The organism is Prevotella sp. P3-122 (genome assembly GCF_002251365.1).
Taxonomy (GTDB): Bacteria; Bacteroidota; Bacteroidia; order Bacteroidales; family Bacteroidaceae; genus Prevotella.
Window position 1 is genome coordinate 122757 of record NZ_NPJH01000030.1, and the last position, 15013, is coordinate 137769.

The 15013-nt window shown below is 47.6% G+C and carries 14 protein-coding genes; 10 read left to right on the top strand and 4 right to left on the bottom strand.

The features are described 5' to 3' along the window. Nucleotides 1–33: 33 nt before the first annotated feature. Entirely contained in the window at nt 34–228 is a 195-nt protein-coding gene (locus CIL02_RS16670; protein ID WP_094400055.1) for a hypothetical protein, read from the bottom strand. A gap of 123 nt (nt 229–351) precedes the next feature. Here CIL02_RS16670 and CIL02_RS06090 point away from each other — a divergent pair, with 123 nt between their 5' ends. From CIL02_RS06090 to CIL02_RS06130, 10 genes are all read left to right on the top strand, one after another. Further along, nucleotides 352–1815 (top strand): aminoacyl-histidine dipeptidase, encoded by a 1464-nt coding sequence (locus CIL02_RS06090; protein ID WP_094399935.1) that lies wholly within the window; start codon nt 352–354, stop codon nt 1813–1815. After that, nucleotides 1815–2228 carry a hypothetical protein gene (locus tag CIL02_RS06095; protein ID WP_094399937.1) on the top strand — a complete coding sequence of 138 codons (414 nt, stop codon included), beginning with the start codon at nt 1815–1817 and terminating at the stop codon, nt 2226–2228. The genes CIL02_RS06090 and CIL02_RS06095 overlap by 1 nt, the downstream gene beginning before the upstream one ends. A 136-nt stretch (nt 2229–2364) precedes the next feature. Further along, a complete protein-coding gene (locus CIL02_RS06100) occupies nt 2365–4740 on the top strand; it encodes a carboxypeptidase-like regulatory domain-containing protein (protein ID WP_094399939.1) in 2376 nt (791 codons plus the stop codon). A 92-nt stretch (nt 4741–4832) separates the two neighbouring features. Next, entirely contained in the window at nt 4833–6398 is a 1566-nt protein-coding gene (locus CIL02_RS06105; RefSeq protein ID WP_094399941.1) for an acyl-CoA carboxylase subunit beta, read from the top strand. 62 nt (nt 6399–6460) lie between these two features. After that, entirely contained in the window at nt 6461–6610 is a 150-nt protein-coding gene (locus CIL02_RS16295; protein ID WP_170935027.1) for a hypothetical protein, read from the top strand. Between the two features lie 81 nt (nt 6611–6691). Then, the gene (locus tag CIL02_RS06110) at nt 6692–7120 is read left to right on the top strand and encodes a biotin/lipoyl-containing protein (protein ID WP_094399944.1); all 429 of its coding nucleotides are present in this window, start codon (nt 6692–6694) and stop codon (nt 7118–7120) included. A gap of 154 nt (nt 7121–7274) precedes the next feature. Further along, nucleotides 7275–8081 carry a glycogen/starch synthase gene (locus tag CIL02_RS06115; RefSeq protein ID WP_094399946.1) on the top strand — a complete coding sequence of 269 codons (807 nt, stop codon included), beginning with the start codon at nt 7275–7277 and terminating at the stop codon, nt 8079–8081. Between the two features lie 40 nt (nt 8082–8121). Continuing rightward, on the top strand, nt 8122–9567 hold the full coding sequence (locus CIL02_RS06120) for a DUF4270 domain-containing protein (protein ID WP_094399948.1): 1446 nt from the start codon (nt 8122–8124) through the stop codon (nt 9565–9567). A 16-nt stretch (nt 9568–9583) separates the two neighbouring features. Continuing rightward, nucleotides 9584–9712, top strand: a complete 129-nt coding sequence (locus CIL02_RS06125; RefSeq protein ID WP_094399950.1) for a dehydrogenase — start codon at nt 9584–9586, stop codon at nt 9710–9712. Beyond that, nucleotides 9709–10122 carry a secondary thiamine-phosphate synthase enzyme YjbQ gene (locus CIL02_RS06130; protein ID WP_094399952.1) on the top strand — a complete coding sequence of 138 codons (414 nt, stop codon included), beginning with the start codon at nt 9709–9711 and terminating at the stop codon, nt 10120–10122. The genes CIL02_RS06125 and CIL02_RS06130 overlap by 4 nt, the downstream gene beginning before the upstream one ends. A 467-nt stretch (nt 10123–10589) precedes the next feature. Here the strand turns inward: CIL02_RS06130 and CIL02_RS06135 are convergent, their stop codons facing one another. The 3 genes from CIL02_RS06135 to CIL02_RS06145 all read right to left on the bottom strand — a co-directional run bounded on the left by CIL02_RS06135 (nt 10590) and on the right by CIL02_RS06145 (nt 15009). Further along, complete coding sequence (locus CIL02_RS06135; protein WP_170935028.1) at nt 10590–11627, bottom strand: site-specific integrase; 1038 nt, start codon at nt 11625–11627, stop codon at nt 10590–10592. A gap of 465 nt (nt 11628–12092) precedes the next feature. Next, complete coding sequence (gene asnS, locus CIL02_RS06140) at nt 12093–13511, bottom strand: asparagine--tRNA ligase (RefSeq protein WP_094399956.1); 1419 nt, start codon at nt 13509–13511, stop codon at nt 12093–12095. Between the two features lie 73 nt (nt 13512–13584). Continuing rightward, nucleotides 13585–15009 carry a pseudouridine synthase gene (locus tag CIL02_RS06145; RefSeq protein ID WP_094399958.1) on the bottom strand — a complete coding sequence of 475 codons (1425 nt, stop codon included), beginning with the start codon at nt 15007–15009 and terminating at the stop codon, nt 13585–13587. Nucleotides 15010–15013 lie beyond the last annotated feature (4 nt).

Genomic DNA, 15013 nt, shown 5'->3' on the forward strand with positions numbered 1-15013 from the left:
AATTATTCAAACGTTATGTTCTGCTCCGATAAATCAATATGCCTTTCCAGACTTGCGTGCCTCCCTGTCCTGGTCGAGAACGCAATGGATGCCCTTCTTGCGAAGCGCCTCACTGTCATGAATATGTTGGGAAGAAAACGAGCCTCCCTTCTTGAAAATTACTTTTACGCATAATAATAGCATGCAAATAGCAATTATTAACACGCCCAAGAGCAGAGTTTCTATCATTTTTATTAACTTTGTGCCTGCAAAGGTAGTGCAAACCGAGCAAAACACAAAATAATTCGACATTTATTTTTAGTTTATTCAACTTTGACAACAAGGAAACATTATAACTATAATATTAAAACAATGAACAGCACAGAACTAAAACCCGCCCGAGTGTTCGGACATTTTGCCAAAATCAACGAAATTCCACGCCCCTCAAAGCGTGAGGAAAAGATGATTGACTATCTCAAGGAGTTTGGCGAGAGCCACAGACTTGAGACCAATGTAGACGAGACAGGCAACGTGATAATCCGCAAGCCTGCTACTCCTGGCTACGAGAACAGGGAGACCGTGATACTGCAGAGCCATATGGACATGGTATGCGACAAGCTTGTTGACGTTGAGTTCGACTTCGACAAGGACGCCATACAGACATACGTTGACGGCGAATGGCTGACAGCAAAGGGCACTACCCTTGGTGCCGACGATGGCATTGGCTGCGCCATAGAGCTGGCCATCCTCGATGCTGACGACATAGAGCACGGTCCCATAGAGTGTGTATTCACACGCGATGAGGAGACACAGCTTACAGGTGCCTCAGGAATGAAGGCAGGCTTCATGACGGGCAACATGCTCATAAACCTCGACTCCGAGGACGAAGGGCAGATTTTCGTGTCATGCGCGGGAGGAAGGAGCACGTCGGCCACGTTCACATTCGATAGAGAAGCCGCTCCAGAGGGATATTTCTTTATGGAAATCTCGCTCAAGGGACTCAAGGGTGGACACTCTGGCGATGACATCAACAAGAAACGTGCCAACGCCATCAAGATATTGTCACGCTTCCTCTACAACACTCTACAGACAACCGACGTAAGGCTGGCCTCATTCAACTCTGGCAAGCTACACAACGCCATCCCACGCGATGGAAAGGTCGTGTTTGCCGTTCCTGCATCGGAGAAGGAAAACGTTAGGGCTGCATGGAACATCTTCGCTTCATGGGTGGAGGACGAGTTCCATGTAACTGATACGGAGATGGAATTCAATATGCAGAGTGCTGACGCACAGCCCGTTCTGCCTGCCGACTGCGGCACGCGCATTATCAGAGCTTTGCAGGCTGTCGACAACGGAGTATTCTCGATGTGCCAGGATGCAGCTCTTGCTGATATGGTAGAGACATCAAGCAACGTGGCTGTAGTGAGCACGAAGGAGAATTCGGTAGAGATACTGGCCTCACAACGCTCTAACGTGATGAGCAATCTCGACAACGAGTGCAACACAATCAAGGCACTCTTCGAGCTGGCTGGTGCTGAGGTAGTACAGAACGACGGATACCCGGCATGGAAGATGAATGCCAACAGCAAGCTTACCAAGCTGGTTGTTGACGCATACGTCAAGCTTTTCGGCAAGCAACCTATAGTAAGAGGTATACATGCTGGCCTGGAGTGCGGATTATTCTCTGAGCGCTATCCAAACATGGACATGGTGTCGTTCGGTCCTACGCTCCAGTTTGTACATACTCCCGACGAGAGGCTCCACATACCGACCGTACAGATGGTTTGGGACCACTTGTTGGAAATCCTGCACAACATACCAGCCAAGAACGCCTGATGAGAGATTATGCCAACGGACACAACAGCCTGCACGGGGCTATAAGTTCGGTTGCCCGTCTTGCTGTCGTCATCATCACTCTGGCAGCTCTTGCCTCATGTGCCGGAAACAGGGAGGCAAAGAAAGTCGTCAAGGAATTTCTCGATACCAACCTGAAGGATGAGAGCTACGACACGGAATACTTCTCCAAGGTTGACTCCACGTTCCTCATTTCAGACTCATTGGTTGAGGTGATGCGGAAAAACACTAAGGCTTGCGGTCTCTTTCGTGACATAAAATACTCTGAAGGTGGCAAAACGAAGAAGCTGAACTTCATTATGGTGAGATACAGGATTGGCGACAAGACCATCAGGCAAACATTCTATCTTGACGACAAGACAACGAGGGTTGTTTGTCTGAAGAATGACGCATGAAGAAATAATACGATATGCATCTGTTAATAAGCCGCATCTTTATTCACACACGTGGATGAAGATGCGGCTTACGCATATATTGGCAGAAAGGAAACTGTTTATACAATAATCTGGCTTAAAATACGTTTGTACGTATATGAATAAGAAGTTTCTTCTATTGCTGACGACTATGGTTTTCAGCATCAACGCCATAGCACAGACCTTTACGTTGAAGGGAAAAGTGACCGATGAGGAGCAGAACCCCGTTGAGCTTGCAACTGTCTCGTGTCTGAAACAGGGAAAAGTAGCCATGACATCACTAAAGGGTGAGTTCAGTATAACGCTGCAAAGTGCTGACTCTGTGGCTGTACAGTTCTCTATGATTGGTTACAAGACGAAAACAAGAGTATTGCGAAATCCCCGTGGCATACAGACTTTGCAAATAGTCCTATACGAGGACAACAGGACGCTAAGCGAGGTGAGCGTGACGGGGCAGAAAATACAGACGGGACAGACACAGGAGTTGAAGACTGAGCAGCTGAAGTCCATGCCGTCGGCATCGGGCAACGCCGTTGAAGAACTCATACAGAGTCAGGCAGGAGTGTCAACTCATAGTGAGCTGTCGTCACAATACAACGTAAGGGGTGGAAGCTTCGACGAGAACTCCGTATATATAAACGATGTGGAGGTTTATCGTCCATTCCTTGTACGTTCAGGACAGCAGGAAGGACTGTCTGTCATCAATCCAGACATGGTGGAGAAGATAGGTTTCTCAACGGGCGGCTACGAAGCAAAATATGGCGACAAGATGTCATCGGCACTCGACATAACTTACAAGAAACCAAAGAATCTTGAGGCTACACTTTCAGCATCACTTCTTGGTGCGAGCGCATACATTGGTCTGGCCAACAAGAAGGTGGCATGGAGCAACGGCATCAGATACAAGACCAACAAATACCTTCTCGGATCGCTCGATACTGATGGCGAATATGAACCTACATTCCTTGACTATCAGACATACCTTAGCTATCGTCCGAACAAGCGATGGACAATAGATTTTATAGGAAACATTTCCGACAACCATTACGACTTCTATCCCGAAAACCGTGAAACGAAATTCGGTACAATGGAAAACGTCAAGTCATTCAAAGTATACTTTGACGGCAACGAGAAAGACCTGTTCCGTACATATTTTGGTACACTGAGCATAACAAGGCATTTCGGTGACTCCACAAGTGTCTCGCTTATCGGGTCGGCATTCTCAACAAAAGAACAAGAGAAATACGACATTCAGGGACAATACTGGCTAAATCAGACAGAAACCAGCGAGAACCTTGGCGTAGGCACGTACTTCGAGCACACGCGAAACTATCTGAAGGCCGACGTGGCAAGCCTGAAACTCATGCTCAGACACAAGACCAAGAGGCATAACATAGAGGGAGGAATGACTATAAAAAGCGAGCGTATAAGGGAGAACTCAACGGAGTACGAGATGAGGGACTCGGCAGGATACAGCATACCGCATACAGGCAACGACCTGTACATGATATACAGCCTGAGAGCCAACAACAGACTCAAAGCCACGCGAGTGGAAGGCTACATTCAGGACTCCTACCGTTTTAGGAGCTCTGGCGAGCACACCATGTTCACTCTCAACTACGGTATTAGGTTCAGCAACTGGAGTTTCAACAAGGAAACCATTGTCTCGCCGCGAATATCGCTGGCCGTCATACCGGCCTTCAGCCACGACGTTACCCTGCGCTTCGCCACAGGACTCTATTATCAGGCTCCATTCTACAAAGAACTCAGGGACACATCGACGGTCAACGGCGTTACCATGGCAAAGCTAAACCGAAAGATTAAGAGCCAAAGGTCAATACATTTCATAACGGCATTCGACTACCGCTTCAAGCTTAATAACCGTCCATTTAAGTTTACAGCAGAAGCATATTACAAGGCTCTCGGAAATCTCGTCCCCTACTCCGTGAACAACGTAAAGGTGGTGTACTACGGCGACAACGAATGTACTGGCCATGCGGCAGGACTCGACTTGAAACTGTTCGGAGAGTTCGTGCCCGGTACAGACTCCTGGATATCGTTTTCGATAATGGACACCAAGATGAAGCTCAATGGACGCAACATACCACTGCCTACAGACCAACGATATGGCATAAACATGTTCTTCACAGACTATTTCCCTGGAACAGACAGATGGAAGATGTCGCTGAAGCTGGCCTATGCCGACGGCCTACCCTTCTCTGCCCCTCACAAGGAACTGGAACGCAACTCCTTCCGTGCGCCTGCATATAAGCGTGCCGACATAGGTATGAGCTACAGAGTGCTAAACAACGAGGGTACCAAGGGAACAGGTAAACTGCGCAACATATGGCTCGGTTTGGACTGCCTGAACCTGTTCGGCATAAACAACGTCAACTCCTTCTACTGGATTACTGATGTGACAAACCAGCAATATGCAGTTCCAAACTATCTAACAGGCAGACAGATAAATGCAAGAATACTGCTGGAGTTCTAAAAAGATTAAATTAATCACGTTACATTCTTTTTTCTGAATATTATTGATTAACTTTGCACAAAATTTTGTGAATTAAGTACATTTATATAATTATGAGCAAACAGACAGAGAAGATTAAGGAGCTTGTGGCAAAGCGTGAGCAGGCTCGTCTCGGAGGTGGCGAGAAGGCCATCGAGAAACAACACCAGCGTGGCAAGTATACAGCCCGTGAGCGTATCGACATGCTTGTTGATGAGGGTTCTTTCGAGGAGTACGACATGTTCAAGCTCCACAGATGCCACAATTTCGGAATGGAGAAGAAGCAATATCCCGGCGACGGCGTAGTATGCGGAAGCGCTACTATCGATGGCCGTCTGGTATATGTTTCAGCACAGGACTTCACCGTTAATGGTGGCTCGCTTTCCGAGACAATGGCTCAGAAGATATGCAAGGTCATGGATATGGCCGTTCAGAACGGAGCACCAATGATTTGTATGAACGACTCGGGTGGCGCACGTATTCAGGAAGGTATCTGCTCGTTGGCAGGATATGGCGAGATATTCGAGCGCAACATCCTGGCATCTGGCGTGATACCACAAATATCGGGTATTTTCGGTCCTTGTGCCGGTGGAGCCGTTTACTCCCCTGCCCTGACAGACTTCATCCTCATGATGGAGAACACATCCTACATGTTCCTTACAGGACCAAAGGTTGTGAAAACCGTAACTGGTGAGGACATTGATGCCGAGCACCTCGGTGGCGCATCGGTACATGCCTCAAAGAGCGGTGTGACATCATTCACGGCAAAGACCGAGGAGGAGGCTATGGAGATGATAAAGACACTCCTGAGCTACATCCCGTCAAACAATACAGAGGAAGCTCCGCGCGTAGAGTGCACAGATCCAATCAACCGTATGGAGGACTCCCTTAACGACATACTGCCCGATGACCCCAACAAGGCATACGACATGTACAAGGTCATCACAGCAATAACCGACAACGGCGAGTTCTTCGAGGTTCAGCCTAAGTTCGCAAAGAACATCATCACAGGCTTTGCGCGCTTCAACGGTCAAAGCGTAGGTATCGTGGCCAACCAGCCATCAGCATACGCCGGAGTGCTCGACACCAACGCAAGCCGCAAGGGTGCCCGCTTCGTCCGTTTCTGCGATGCCTTCAATATTCCTATCGTCAGCCTCGTTGACGTGCCCGGCTTCCTGCCAGGTACTGGACAGGAGTACAATGCAGTCATTCTCCATGGCGCACAGCTTCTCTACGCTTACGGCGAGGCAACAGTTCCAAAGATTACCATCACCCTCCGCAAGAGCTACGGCGGATCGCATATCGTGATGGGATGCAAGCAGCTCCGTGCCGACCTCAACTTCGCATGGCCAACAGCCGAGATTGCCGTAATGGGTGCCAGCGGCGCCGTGGCAGTACTCTCTGCAAAAGAGGCTAAGGCAAAGAAGGAGGCTGGCGAGGACGTGAAGGCGTTCTTGGCACAGAAGGAGGAAGAGTATACAGAGCTGTTCGCCAACCCATATCAGGCCGCAAGCTATGGCTATATCGATGATGTCATAGAACCACGCAACACCCGCTTCCGTATCTGCCGCGGACTCGCCCAGCTTGCACACAAGCGTCAGAGCCTGCCCGCAAAGAAGCATGGATGTATGCCTATGTAATGGAATGGCATGTATTATGTAATTGGATTTTATAACCACAACACAATATAAACATCTCTGACATGGACAAGAACATTTATGCGGCCATCGCCATGGCTCTCTTCGAGCATCAGGGCAACAACGTTCACGACAAGGAGCCAGGAATCATCACCATCAAGCCCAAGCAGACTATGTGGGATGCTAAGTTCCTGTCATTCACACAGAAGCCCTAAGACAGAAACCGTCGTGTGTACCTAAGGTATCACGGAAACAAGACGAAGAAGAAACGAACATTTTTTAAAGAAAACAAGACAATGAAAGAATACAAATATACTATCGACGGAAAGGAATACAAAGTCGAAATAGGCGAAATCGTTGAGAACATCGCCGACGTGACAGTCAATGGCGAGTCTTTCAAGGTTGAGCTTGAGCCGGAGAAGGAACCCGAGAAGAAGAAAGTAGTCCTCGGCAAGCCTACAGACGCACCAGAGAGCGACGAGCAGACAACAAGCTCAGCCAACGTCAATACCGCCAATGCAGTAAAGGCCCCGCTGCCAGGAGTAGTGACAGAAATCAAGGTTGCTGTCGGCGACATGGTAAAGGCTGGCGATACAGTACTTATTCTCGAGGCAATGAAGATGGCAAACAACATCGAGGCTGAGAAGGACGGCAAGGTTACGGCCATCTGCGTGAAGACTGGCGAGAGCGTGATGGAAGACTCACCACTCGTGGTTATTGAATAAACTTGTATATAAGTAATTGCAAACTATATAGGTATTGAAATCACCTTAAAATTTCACAAATAAAGCCCGTTTTTGTTATAAAGAAACAAAAACGGGCTATTTTTTCAATATTTTTTCGTACATTTGCAAGAAGTTTAAACTTACTATAAGGAAAATGGCCAAGAAAATTCTGTTTATCAATCAGGAAATTACACCTTACGTTCCTGAAACAAACATGTCGCTGCTGGGACGTGACGTTCCTCAGAAGATGCAGGAGAACGGGTACGAGATACGCACCTTCATGCCTAAATGGGGAAACATCAACGAAAGACGCGGACAACTGCACGAGGTTATCCGGCTGTCGGGCATGAATCTAATTATCGATGATACCGACCATCCACTAATCATCAAAGTGGCTTCTATCCCCACATCCAGACTACAGGTTTACTTCATCGACAATGAGGACTACTTCCTCAGACGAGCTGGTATGACGGCTGACGAGACTGGAACAGAATATTCCGACAATGGAGAAAGGGCCATATTCTTTGCAAGAGGTGTCCTTGAGACAGTAAAGAAACTGAGATGGGCACCAGACATCATTCATTGCCAAGGATGGATGAGCTCTGTCATTCCTTTGTACATCAAGACGGCATATCATGAGGAACCATCGTTTGCCAATACTAAAGTTATCACATCGATATTTGAAGACCAGATGAAGAGCAACTTTGGAAGCGAGTTCAAGAGATGCGTGGAGTTCAAGGATGCAAATAGCGACCTGCTCAGCGCATACAACGATGATTTCGACTTCATGGAACTTTGCAAGATGGCCATAGACTATAGCGACGGTATTATTGAGGCTGGTCAAAATGTAAACCCAGACCTCCTCAATTACGCTTCCGGCAAGGGTACCCCGATACTCAACTATTGCGGAGACAGCTTTACGGAGGCTTACCAGGAATTCTATGAAAAAATTATAGGCTGACAAAATCATTTAGCTACTTATATACCACAGGATTAACAATATGAAATCAAAACTATTGGCTGTTATTGCAATGATTGCCATTGCAATAACTTCATGTGACGATACAACAGATACTATTGGAGGCTCGATATCTGGAAACATGGACAACGTAGACATCCAGACCGCTGTCTACAATATTACCAGCCGCTCCATCATCTCTGACTCAGTATTGAGCAGAAACACCACAGGATATCTCGGCAAAGTCAAGGACCCGGAGACCGGAAGTTACGTAACAAGCGACTTCATGACACAGTTTCAGGCTCTGGAATATTTCTCATTCCCTGAGCAGGACTCGCTTGCCTACTACGATGCTGACAGCGTGCTGCACCGTGGCATCATCAAGGCCGACTCTTGCGAGTTGAGATTGTTCTATGACACTTTCTACGGTGACTCCCTTGCTCCGATGAAGCTTACAGCCTATGAGATGAGCAAGCCCATGCTGGAGAACAGGAACTACTACTCCAATTTCGACCCTATAGCCAACGGCTATATCAGGGAAGAGGGCATATGCAAGGACAAGTCCTACTCGCTTGTAGACCTCAGCGTAAGCGAGGATGATCGTGGTGAGGACGACTATACCAATAATATTCGAATACTTCTCAACGACGAATACACAGATAAGGACGGGAAAAAGTACAACAACTACGGTACTTACATCATGCAGAAATACTATGATGACCCCGAGAATTACAAGAACTCCATAACCTTCGCACACAACGTGGTGCCGGGTTTCTACTTTAAGTCAAAGAGTGGACTTGGCAGTATTGCCAATATCAACAACAGCATGCTCTTGCTTTACTTCTCATACCTCGATGGCGACAGCGTGGTAGCGGGTATGACAAAGTTTTCCGGTACGGAAGAGGTGTTGCAGACATCCAATATTTCTAATGACAAAGCTGTCATAGAGAAGCTTGCATCCGACAGGACATGTACATATATCAAGTCGCCAGCTGGACTGTTCACAGAACTGACCATTCCTGTTGACGAAATAATCAGAGGACATGAGAAAGATACTATCAACTCTGCAAAGCTGACGTTAACCAGAATCAACAACAACGTACAGAGCAAGTATTCGCTCAACGTCCCCTCTACCCTGCTGATGATACCGAAGGACTCGCTATACAGTTTCTTCGAGAACCAACAGATTGCCAACTACAAAAACTCTTTCATTGCCAGTTGGAGCTATTCGACAACAAGCGGTAACTACGACAATACATATGTATACAACAACATAGCTAACATGGTTTCAGCCATGAACAGTTCCGACAGGCGCTCCCCCGATTGGAACAAGGTTGTCCTTATTCCGGTAACTGTTTCATATAATAGTTCCGGTACGCTCACCAAGGTTGTTCACGACATGTCACTTACAAGCACCAAGCTTATCGGAGGCCCCGATAACCCCAACGAGCCCATAAAGCTCGAAGTAATATATAGTCGCTTTAAGTAAAAAATCTATATTGAACATGGCTGACAACTTCCTTGAGAGACAACGCCGTGACTATGAGGAGCGCAAGGCTGCATGGCTAAGGAAAAAGCGCGGCATTACTGCAGGCAAGAACCACATAGAACGTCCGGAGGACGAGAGCTTATGATACAGCAAACAGAATTTACTCTATCAGCCAAATGTAGGGGTTGCCATCTCGTAACTCAGGAGATAATGACCAACTTGCCTCGGCCATTGCCCAAGACTGGTATTCTGAATCTCTTCGTTAAACATACATCGTGTGCTCTGAGCATAAACGAAAACGCCGACCCTGACGTGCGTGCGGACATGGAGAAGATAATGAACCACATAGTACGTGAGAACGAACCTTTCTACGACCATGTGCTTGAAGGAGCCGATGACATGCCTGCGCATGCAAAGAGCTCACTGTTCGGAGTCAGCATCACTATCCCCATTACTGATAGCCGGCTTAATCTTGGCACTTGGCAGGGCATTTATCTTTGTGAGTTCCGCAACTACGGAGGTCCTCGCAGGATAGTAGCTACTATATTCGGATAAGCATATCCTGTAACATGCACGCTGCTGGTATTCGTCATTAACACTCGGACATCAGGTTAAATATTAGGCTCATTACGCAGCTTACGAAAGCTTAATATATGGGTCATCCGACATTTCGAGTGATTACCATTTATAGCAGTGTGCTCTGTATATGTCACCTTCATTGCCGATAAGGTTATAAATCTTGTCTGTGGCGTATTCATATTGGCGGTTCATGCTATATCTCGAGTGACAATATATTGTTGCGTGGTCTATGCATATATATATCATTGCCGATAAGGTTAATAACCTTAAGGCCGTAAGGTTATTAACCTTTCAGCCGTAAGGTTATTAACCTTATCAGGGATGCAAACGTATTCATATCCTATGGCAAACGGTTTCACCCACTTCATTTAATAATATACTTCAGGAATAATATATTATTATGCGTCACTCCATATTTCTGATGAACCAAGAAAAAGCTGCTGTCAATACCCTTTACAAACAGAGGTATCAATCCCGATACTACTTATAACTTTGTCGTTGGCGATGTCAATCCTGCTACTTATTGTATTCAGGTATATCTGAGTGGTCACAACGGAATCGTGTCCCATGCCGTCGCTTATGACAGCAACGGGAATGTCAAGTTCCTTGGCTATGCTTGCCCATGAATGACGGGCAGAATACATTGTGACATTGTTGCCTGCTCCTATCTCACGGCACAGGTTCTTCAACATGTAGTTAACGGACATCTGGCATTTGCGGTATTGCGTCTCCAGTGGTTCACTATTTTCATCAAGAATTCCAAGAAGATGACGACCGTCAAGTGAGGGATAACGGTCTACGATATCCTGCATGCACGACAGCCACAGAACACTTATTGTCTGCCCGGTCTTTCTTCTGCGATAAGTAAGAATGTTGCCCTTAAGATTCTCTTTTGTAAGATGTGCCATGTCCACAAAAGACATTCCGCGGGTAAGAAAGCTGAACATGAACAAATCACGTGCAAACCGTTGCCTGTCATTCTTGACTTTTGCAGAGAAAATTTTCCTGATGGAATCAATACTTAGAGCGCGCTTAGAAGTTCTTGCCACTCCTGTATAAACCTTGGCAAAGGGTTTCGTGTCGACGGCAAGTCCTTCCCTTACAGCCTCGTTGTATGCGGCACGAAGTATGCGAAGATAAAACGATACGGAATTCAAGGTCATGCCCTCTCTTTTGAGATACCCCTCATACTCCTCTGCCAATGAGCTGGTAACCTCATCAACCATCAGCTGTTTCCCACCGAGGAAGCTTGCAAGGCGTCGGCTTGCAGAACGGTAGGTGTCAGCCGTGCGCATGCTGCCCAATTGCTCTTTCCTGTCAGCCATTTGGTCCATAAATCTAAGGATGTCTGTACCGGAGCGGTATTGTGCCTGATTGTCCGATGATAGGAACCGCACCTCATCCTGTTCAATCCTAATAACAATAGTGCCCTTAAAAGCTTGTTCAACTTCTGGAGATACAATAATTTTGAACTGTCCCATATTGATATACATATTTATATTATAGTAAACCGATACTTCTTGGGAGATAGAGACGCTATGCATTTCATGCTGTCTAATATAACGTTTATCGACTCTCTATGTTGTGGAGATTTTATTTTGACGGATAAAGACTTTTTGACGGTATTTGGATGAAAAACTGCGGTATTTGAAGAAAATCGGTTAAAAGAAACAAAAAAAAGCGGAAATTATTTGCTCGCCTTAAAAAATATCTCTATATTTGCACCGAATTTACATTTCTTGGGCAGAGATCAGAAAAATAGCATATAAATATTAGTCTCTTTAATGCGTGCCAACTATTGTTTCTTCCTGAAAAGCAAAGCCGTGTTACCACGGACCTTTTAGTTCCTTAGGTAACATAGCTTTTCAGGATATAAAAAAGTACAAAAACACACAAGAAAAAGGCCAGACACCTACGAAGGTGAGCTGGCCTAATTCTTTTCCCTTTTAGAATTCTGCATTGTTTGGGGTGCGTGGGAACGGAATGACGTCGCGGATGTTCTGCATTCCCGTTACGAAGAGTATGAGACGCTCAAATCCAAGACCGAAACCGGCATGAGGACACGAGCCGTATTTGCGGGTGTCCAGATACCATGACATGTCCTTCATAGGGATGTTGCGAGCCTGTATCTCGCCCATGAGCTTGTCGTAGTTCTCCTCACGCACAGAGCCTCCGATAATCTCTCCTATCTGCGGGAACAGCACGTCCGTGCCTTGCACTGTCTGTCCGCTCTTGCCGTTGTAGCCAGACTCCTCCTCGTCTATCTTCATGTAGAATGCCTTGATGGCCTTAGGATAGTTGGTCATGATGACAGGCTTCTTGAAGTACTCCTCCACAAGATAGCGCTCATGCTCAGAAGCAAGGTCATCGCCCCACTGGCATGGGAACTCGAATTTCTTGCCTTTCTGTATGGCTTCCTGAAGTATCCTTATGCCCTCTGTATATGGCAGGCGCACGAATTCCGACTTTAGGATTCCCTCCAGGCGCTCTATTAGCCCCTTGTCTATCATCTTGTTAAGGAACGCCAAGTCGTCCTTGCAATTGTCGAGAGCCCATTTCACGCAGTACTTGATAAAGTCTTCCTCAAGGTCCATCAGCTCTTCGAGGTTCATGAACGCCACCTCTGGCTCAATCATCCAGAACTCGGCGAGATGCCTTGGGGTATTTGAGTTCTCTGCGCGGAAGGTTGGTCCGAAAGTATAGATTGCTCCCAGTGCCGTTGCACCTAATTCGCCCTCGAGCTGTCCTGATACGGTAAGGGAGGTCTGCTTTCCGAAGAAGTCGTCAGAATAGTCAATCTTTCCGTCCTCATTCTTCTTCAGGTCGTAGAGGTTCTTGGTAGTAACCTGGAACATCTGTCCTGCTCCCTCACAGTCGCTTGCCGTGATGAGGGGTGTGTGGAAGTAGAAATATCCATGCTCATGGAAATAGGTGTGGATAGCCATCGCCATGTTGTGGCGAATGCGCATGACGGCTCCGAAGGTGTTAGTGCGCAGGCGCAGATGTGCGAACTGTCGCATGTACTCGAACGACTGTCCCTTCTTCTGCATAGGATAGTCGTTTCCACACAGGCCGTAGATTTCAATCTCGTCAGCCTGTATCTCCACGGTCTGTCCTTGTCCCTGGCTTTCCACCAACGCTCCTACGACGCTGATGCAGGAGCCCGTAGTAATCTGCTTGAGCAAATTGTCATCGACCTTCGATGGGTCGACTACTATCTGTACATTATTAATAGTAGAACCATCGTTGAGGGCGATAAAATCTACCGCTTTGCTACTGCGATGGGTTCTCACCCATCCCTTGACATTCACGATTGCGCCGAAGTCCCTGAGTTGCAGGACATCGACAACCTTAGTTCTTTTCATACTGTAGATAATTATTTATTATAATTCCCCTTCCCACCATCGGTGTGGGAGAAGGGGAATGTGATGTTATCGATTATTCGAATGCGCCCATGCGTAGCATGTCTACTTCCTGCTCTGTGAGGAAGCGCCAGTCACCGCGTCGCAGGTTCTTCTTGGTAAGTCCAGCAAACTGTACGCGGTCGAGCTTGACAACGCGGTAGCCGAGGCTCTCGAATATACGGCGGACGATACGGTTCTTTCCGCTGTGTATCTCAATGCCCACCTGGCTCTTGTCTCTCTCGTCAGCATACTCTACGGAATCTGCGCGTACCTCGCCATCCTCAAGCTCAATGCCCTCGGAAATCTGCTGCATGTCGTGCAGGGTGACATTCTTGTCGAGATATACGTGATAAACCTTTTTCTTCAGAAATTTAGGGTGTGTGAGCTTGCTTGCCATTTCACCGTCGTTGGTGAGCAGGAGCACACCGGTGGTGTTGCGGTCAAGACGGCCTACAGGATATATTCTCTCTGGGCAGGCATCCTTTACGAGGTCCATGACTGTCTTGCGCTGCTGTGGATCATCGACAGTTGTCACATAGTCCTTTGGCTTGTTGAGCAGTACGTACACCTTCTTCTCCAGTGATACTGGCTGGTCGTGGAACTTCACCTCGTCACTACGCAGCACTTTTGTACCAAGTTCTGTTACTACCTGGCCGTTAACGAGGACCACTCCTGCCTGTATGAACTCGTCAGCCTCACGGCGCGAGCATACTCCTGCATTGGCCAGGAACTTATTAAGACGAATCGGCTCGTTCGGGTCTATGTGTGTCTCCTTGTACTCGATACGCTTCTTCATGCTGTACTTGGCGTTAGGATCGTAGCCCGGTGTGCGCTGCTGGTAGCCGCCACGCTGCTGGTAGCCACCCTGACGCTGCTGTCCATAGCCGCCCTGACGTGGCTGTCCATAGCCGCCCTGACGTGGCTGTCCATAGCCGCCCTGACGTGGCTGTCCGTAGCCACCCTGACGTGGTTGTCCGTATCCACCCTGACGTGGCTGTCCGTATCCACCCTGACGTGGCTGTCCATAGCCGCCCTGACGTGGCTGGAAGCCGCCCTGACGCGACTGATAACCTCCATCCTGTTCTCCGTTATTGTTATACCTGGGCTGATAGCCGTTTGTTCTCGGACGTGGCTGATAGCCTTCGTTGCGCTGATAGCCATGCTGCTGCCCATAACCACCCTGACGCTGCTGGTAGGGACGTGGCTGATATGGGCGCTGCTGTTGCTGTCCTCCAGCACCTTGCAGAGCAGCTCCGAAGCCCTCTGGTCTGAAGCCGCCTTCATCCTGTGTGCGGCTCTTGTCTGTTGTGTAAGCACGTTGCGTGTGAATGCGTGGACGCTGTGGTCTTCCTCCTGCACGGTAATCTCTCTGATAATTTGCGGGTCTGTAGCCTTCACGGCTGTTGTCACCCTGCTGTGCAGAGGTGTCCAACGATTTGTTCTCCATTTCTGAATCCATAAAT

What these genes read in the sequence shown, in the direction of transcription:
- CIL02_RS16670 (WP_094400055.1), bottom strand. Translation starts at nt 228, where the DNA reads ATGATAGAAACTCTGCTCTTGGGCGTGTTAATAATTGCTATTTGCATG.
- CIL02_RS06090 (WP_094399935.1), top strand. Translation starts at nt 352, where the DNA reads ATGAACAGCACAGAACTAAAACCCGCCCGAGTGTTCGGACATTTTGCC.
- CIL02_RS06095 (WP_094399937.1), top strand. Translation starts at nt 1,815, where the DNA reads ATGAGAGATTATGCCAACGGACACAACAGCCTGCACGGGGCTATAAGT.
- CIL02_RS06100 (WP_094399939.1), top strand. Translation starts at nt 2,365, where the DNA reads ATGAATAAGAAGTTTCTTCTATTGCTGACGACTATGGTTTTCAGCATC.
- CIL02_RS06105 (WP_094399941.1), top strand. Translation starts at nt 4,833, where the DNA reads ATGAGCAAACAGACAGAGAAGATTAAGGAGCTTGTGGCAAAGCGTGAG.
- CIL02_RS16295 (WP_170935027.1), top strand. Translation starts at nt 6,461, where the DNA reads ATGGACAAGAACATTTATGCGGCCATCGCCATGGCTCTCTTCGAGCAT.
- CIL02_RS06110 (WP_094399944.1), top strand. Translation starts at nt 6,692, where the DNA reads ATGAAAGAATACAAATATACTATCGACGGAAAGGAATACAAAGTCGAA.
- CIL02_RS06115 (WP_094399946.1), top strand. Translation starts at nt 7,275, where the DNA reads ATGGCCAAGAAAATTCTGTTTATCAATCAGGAAATTACACCTTACGTT.
- CIL02_RS06120 (WP_094399948.1), top strand. Translation starts at nt 8,122, where the DNA reads ATGAAATCAAAACTATTGGCTGTTATTGCAATGATTGCCATTGCAATA.
- CIL02_RS06125 (WP_094399950.1), top strand. Translation starts at nt 9,584, where the DNA reads ATGGCTGACAACTTCCTTGAGAGACAACGCCGTGACTATGAGGAGCGC.
- CIL02_RS06130 (WP_094399952.1), top strand. Translation starts at nt 9,709, where the DNA reads ATGATACAGCAAACAGAATTTACTCTATCAGCCAAATGTAGGGGTTGC.
- CIL02_RS06135 (WP_170935028.1), bottom strand. Translation starts at nt 11,627, where the DNA reads ATGGGACAGTTCAAAATTATTGTATCTCCAGAAGTTGAACAAGCTTTT.
- asnS (WP_094399956.1), bottom strand. Translation starts at nt 13,511, where the DNA reads ATGAAAAGAACTAAGGTTGTCGATGTCCTGCAACTCAGGGACTTCGGC.
- CIL02_RS06145 (WP_094399958.1), bottom strand. Translation starts at nt 15,009, where the DNA reads ATGGATTCAGAAATGGAGAACAAATCGTTGGACACCTCTGCACAGCAG.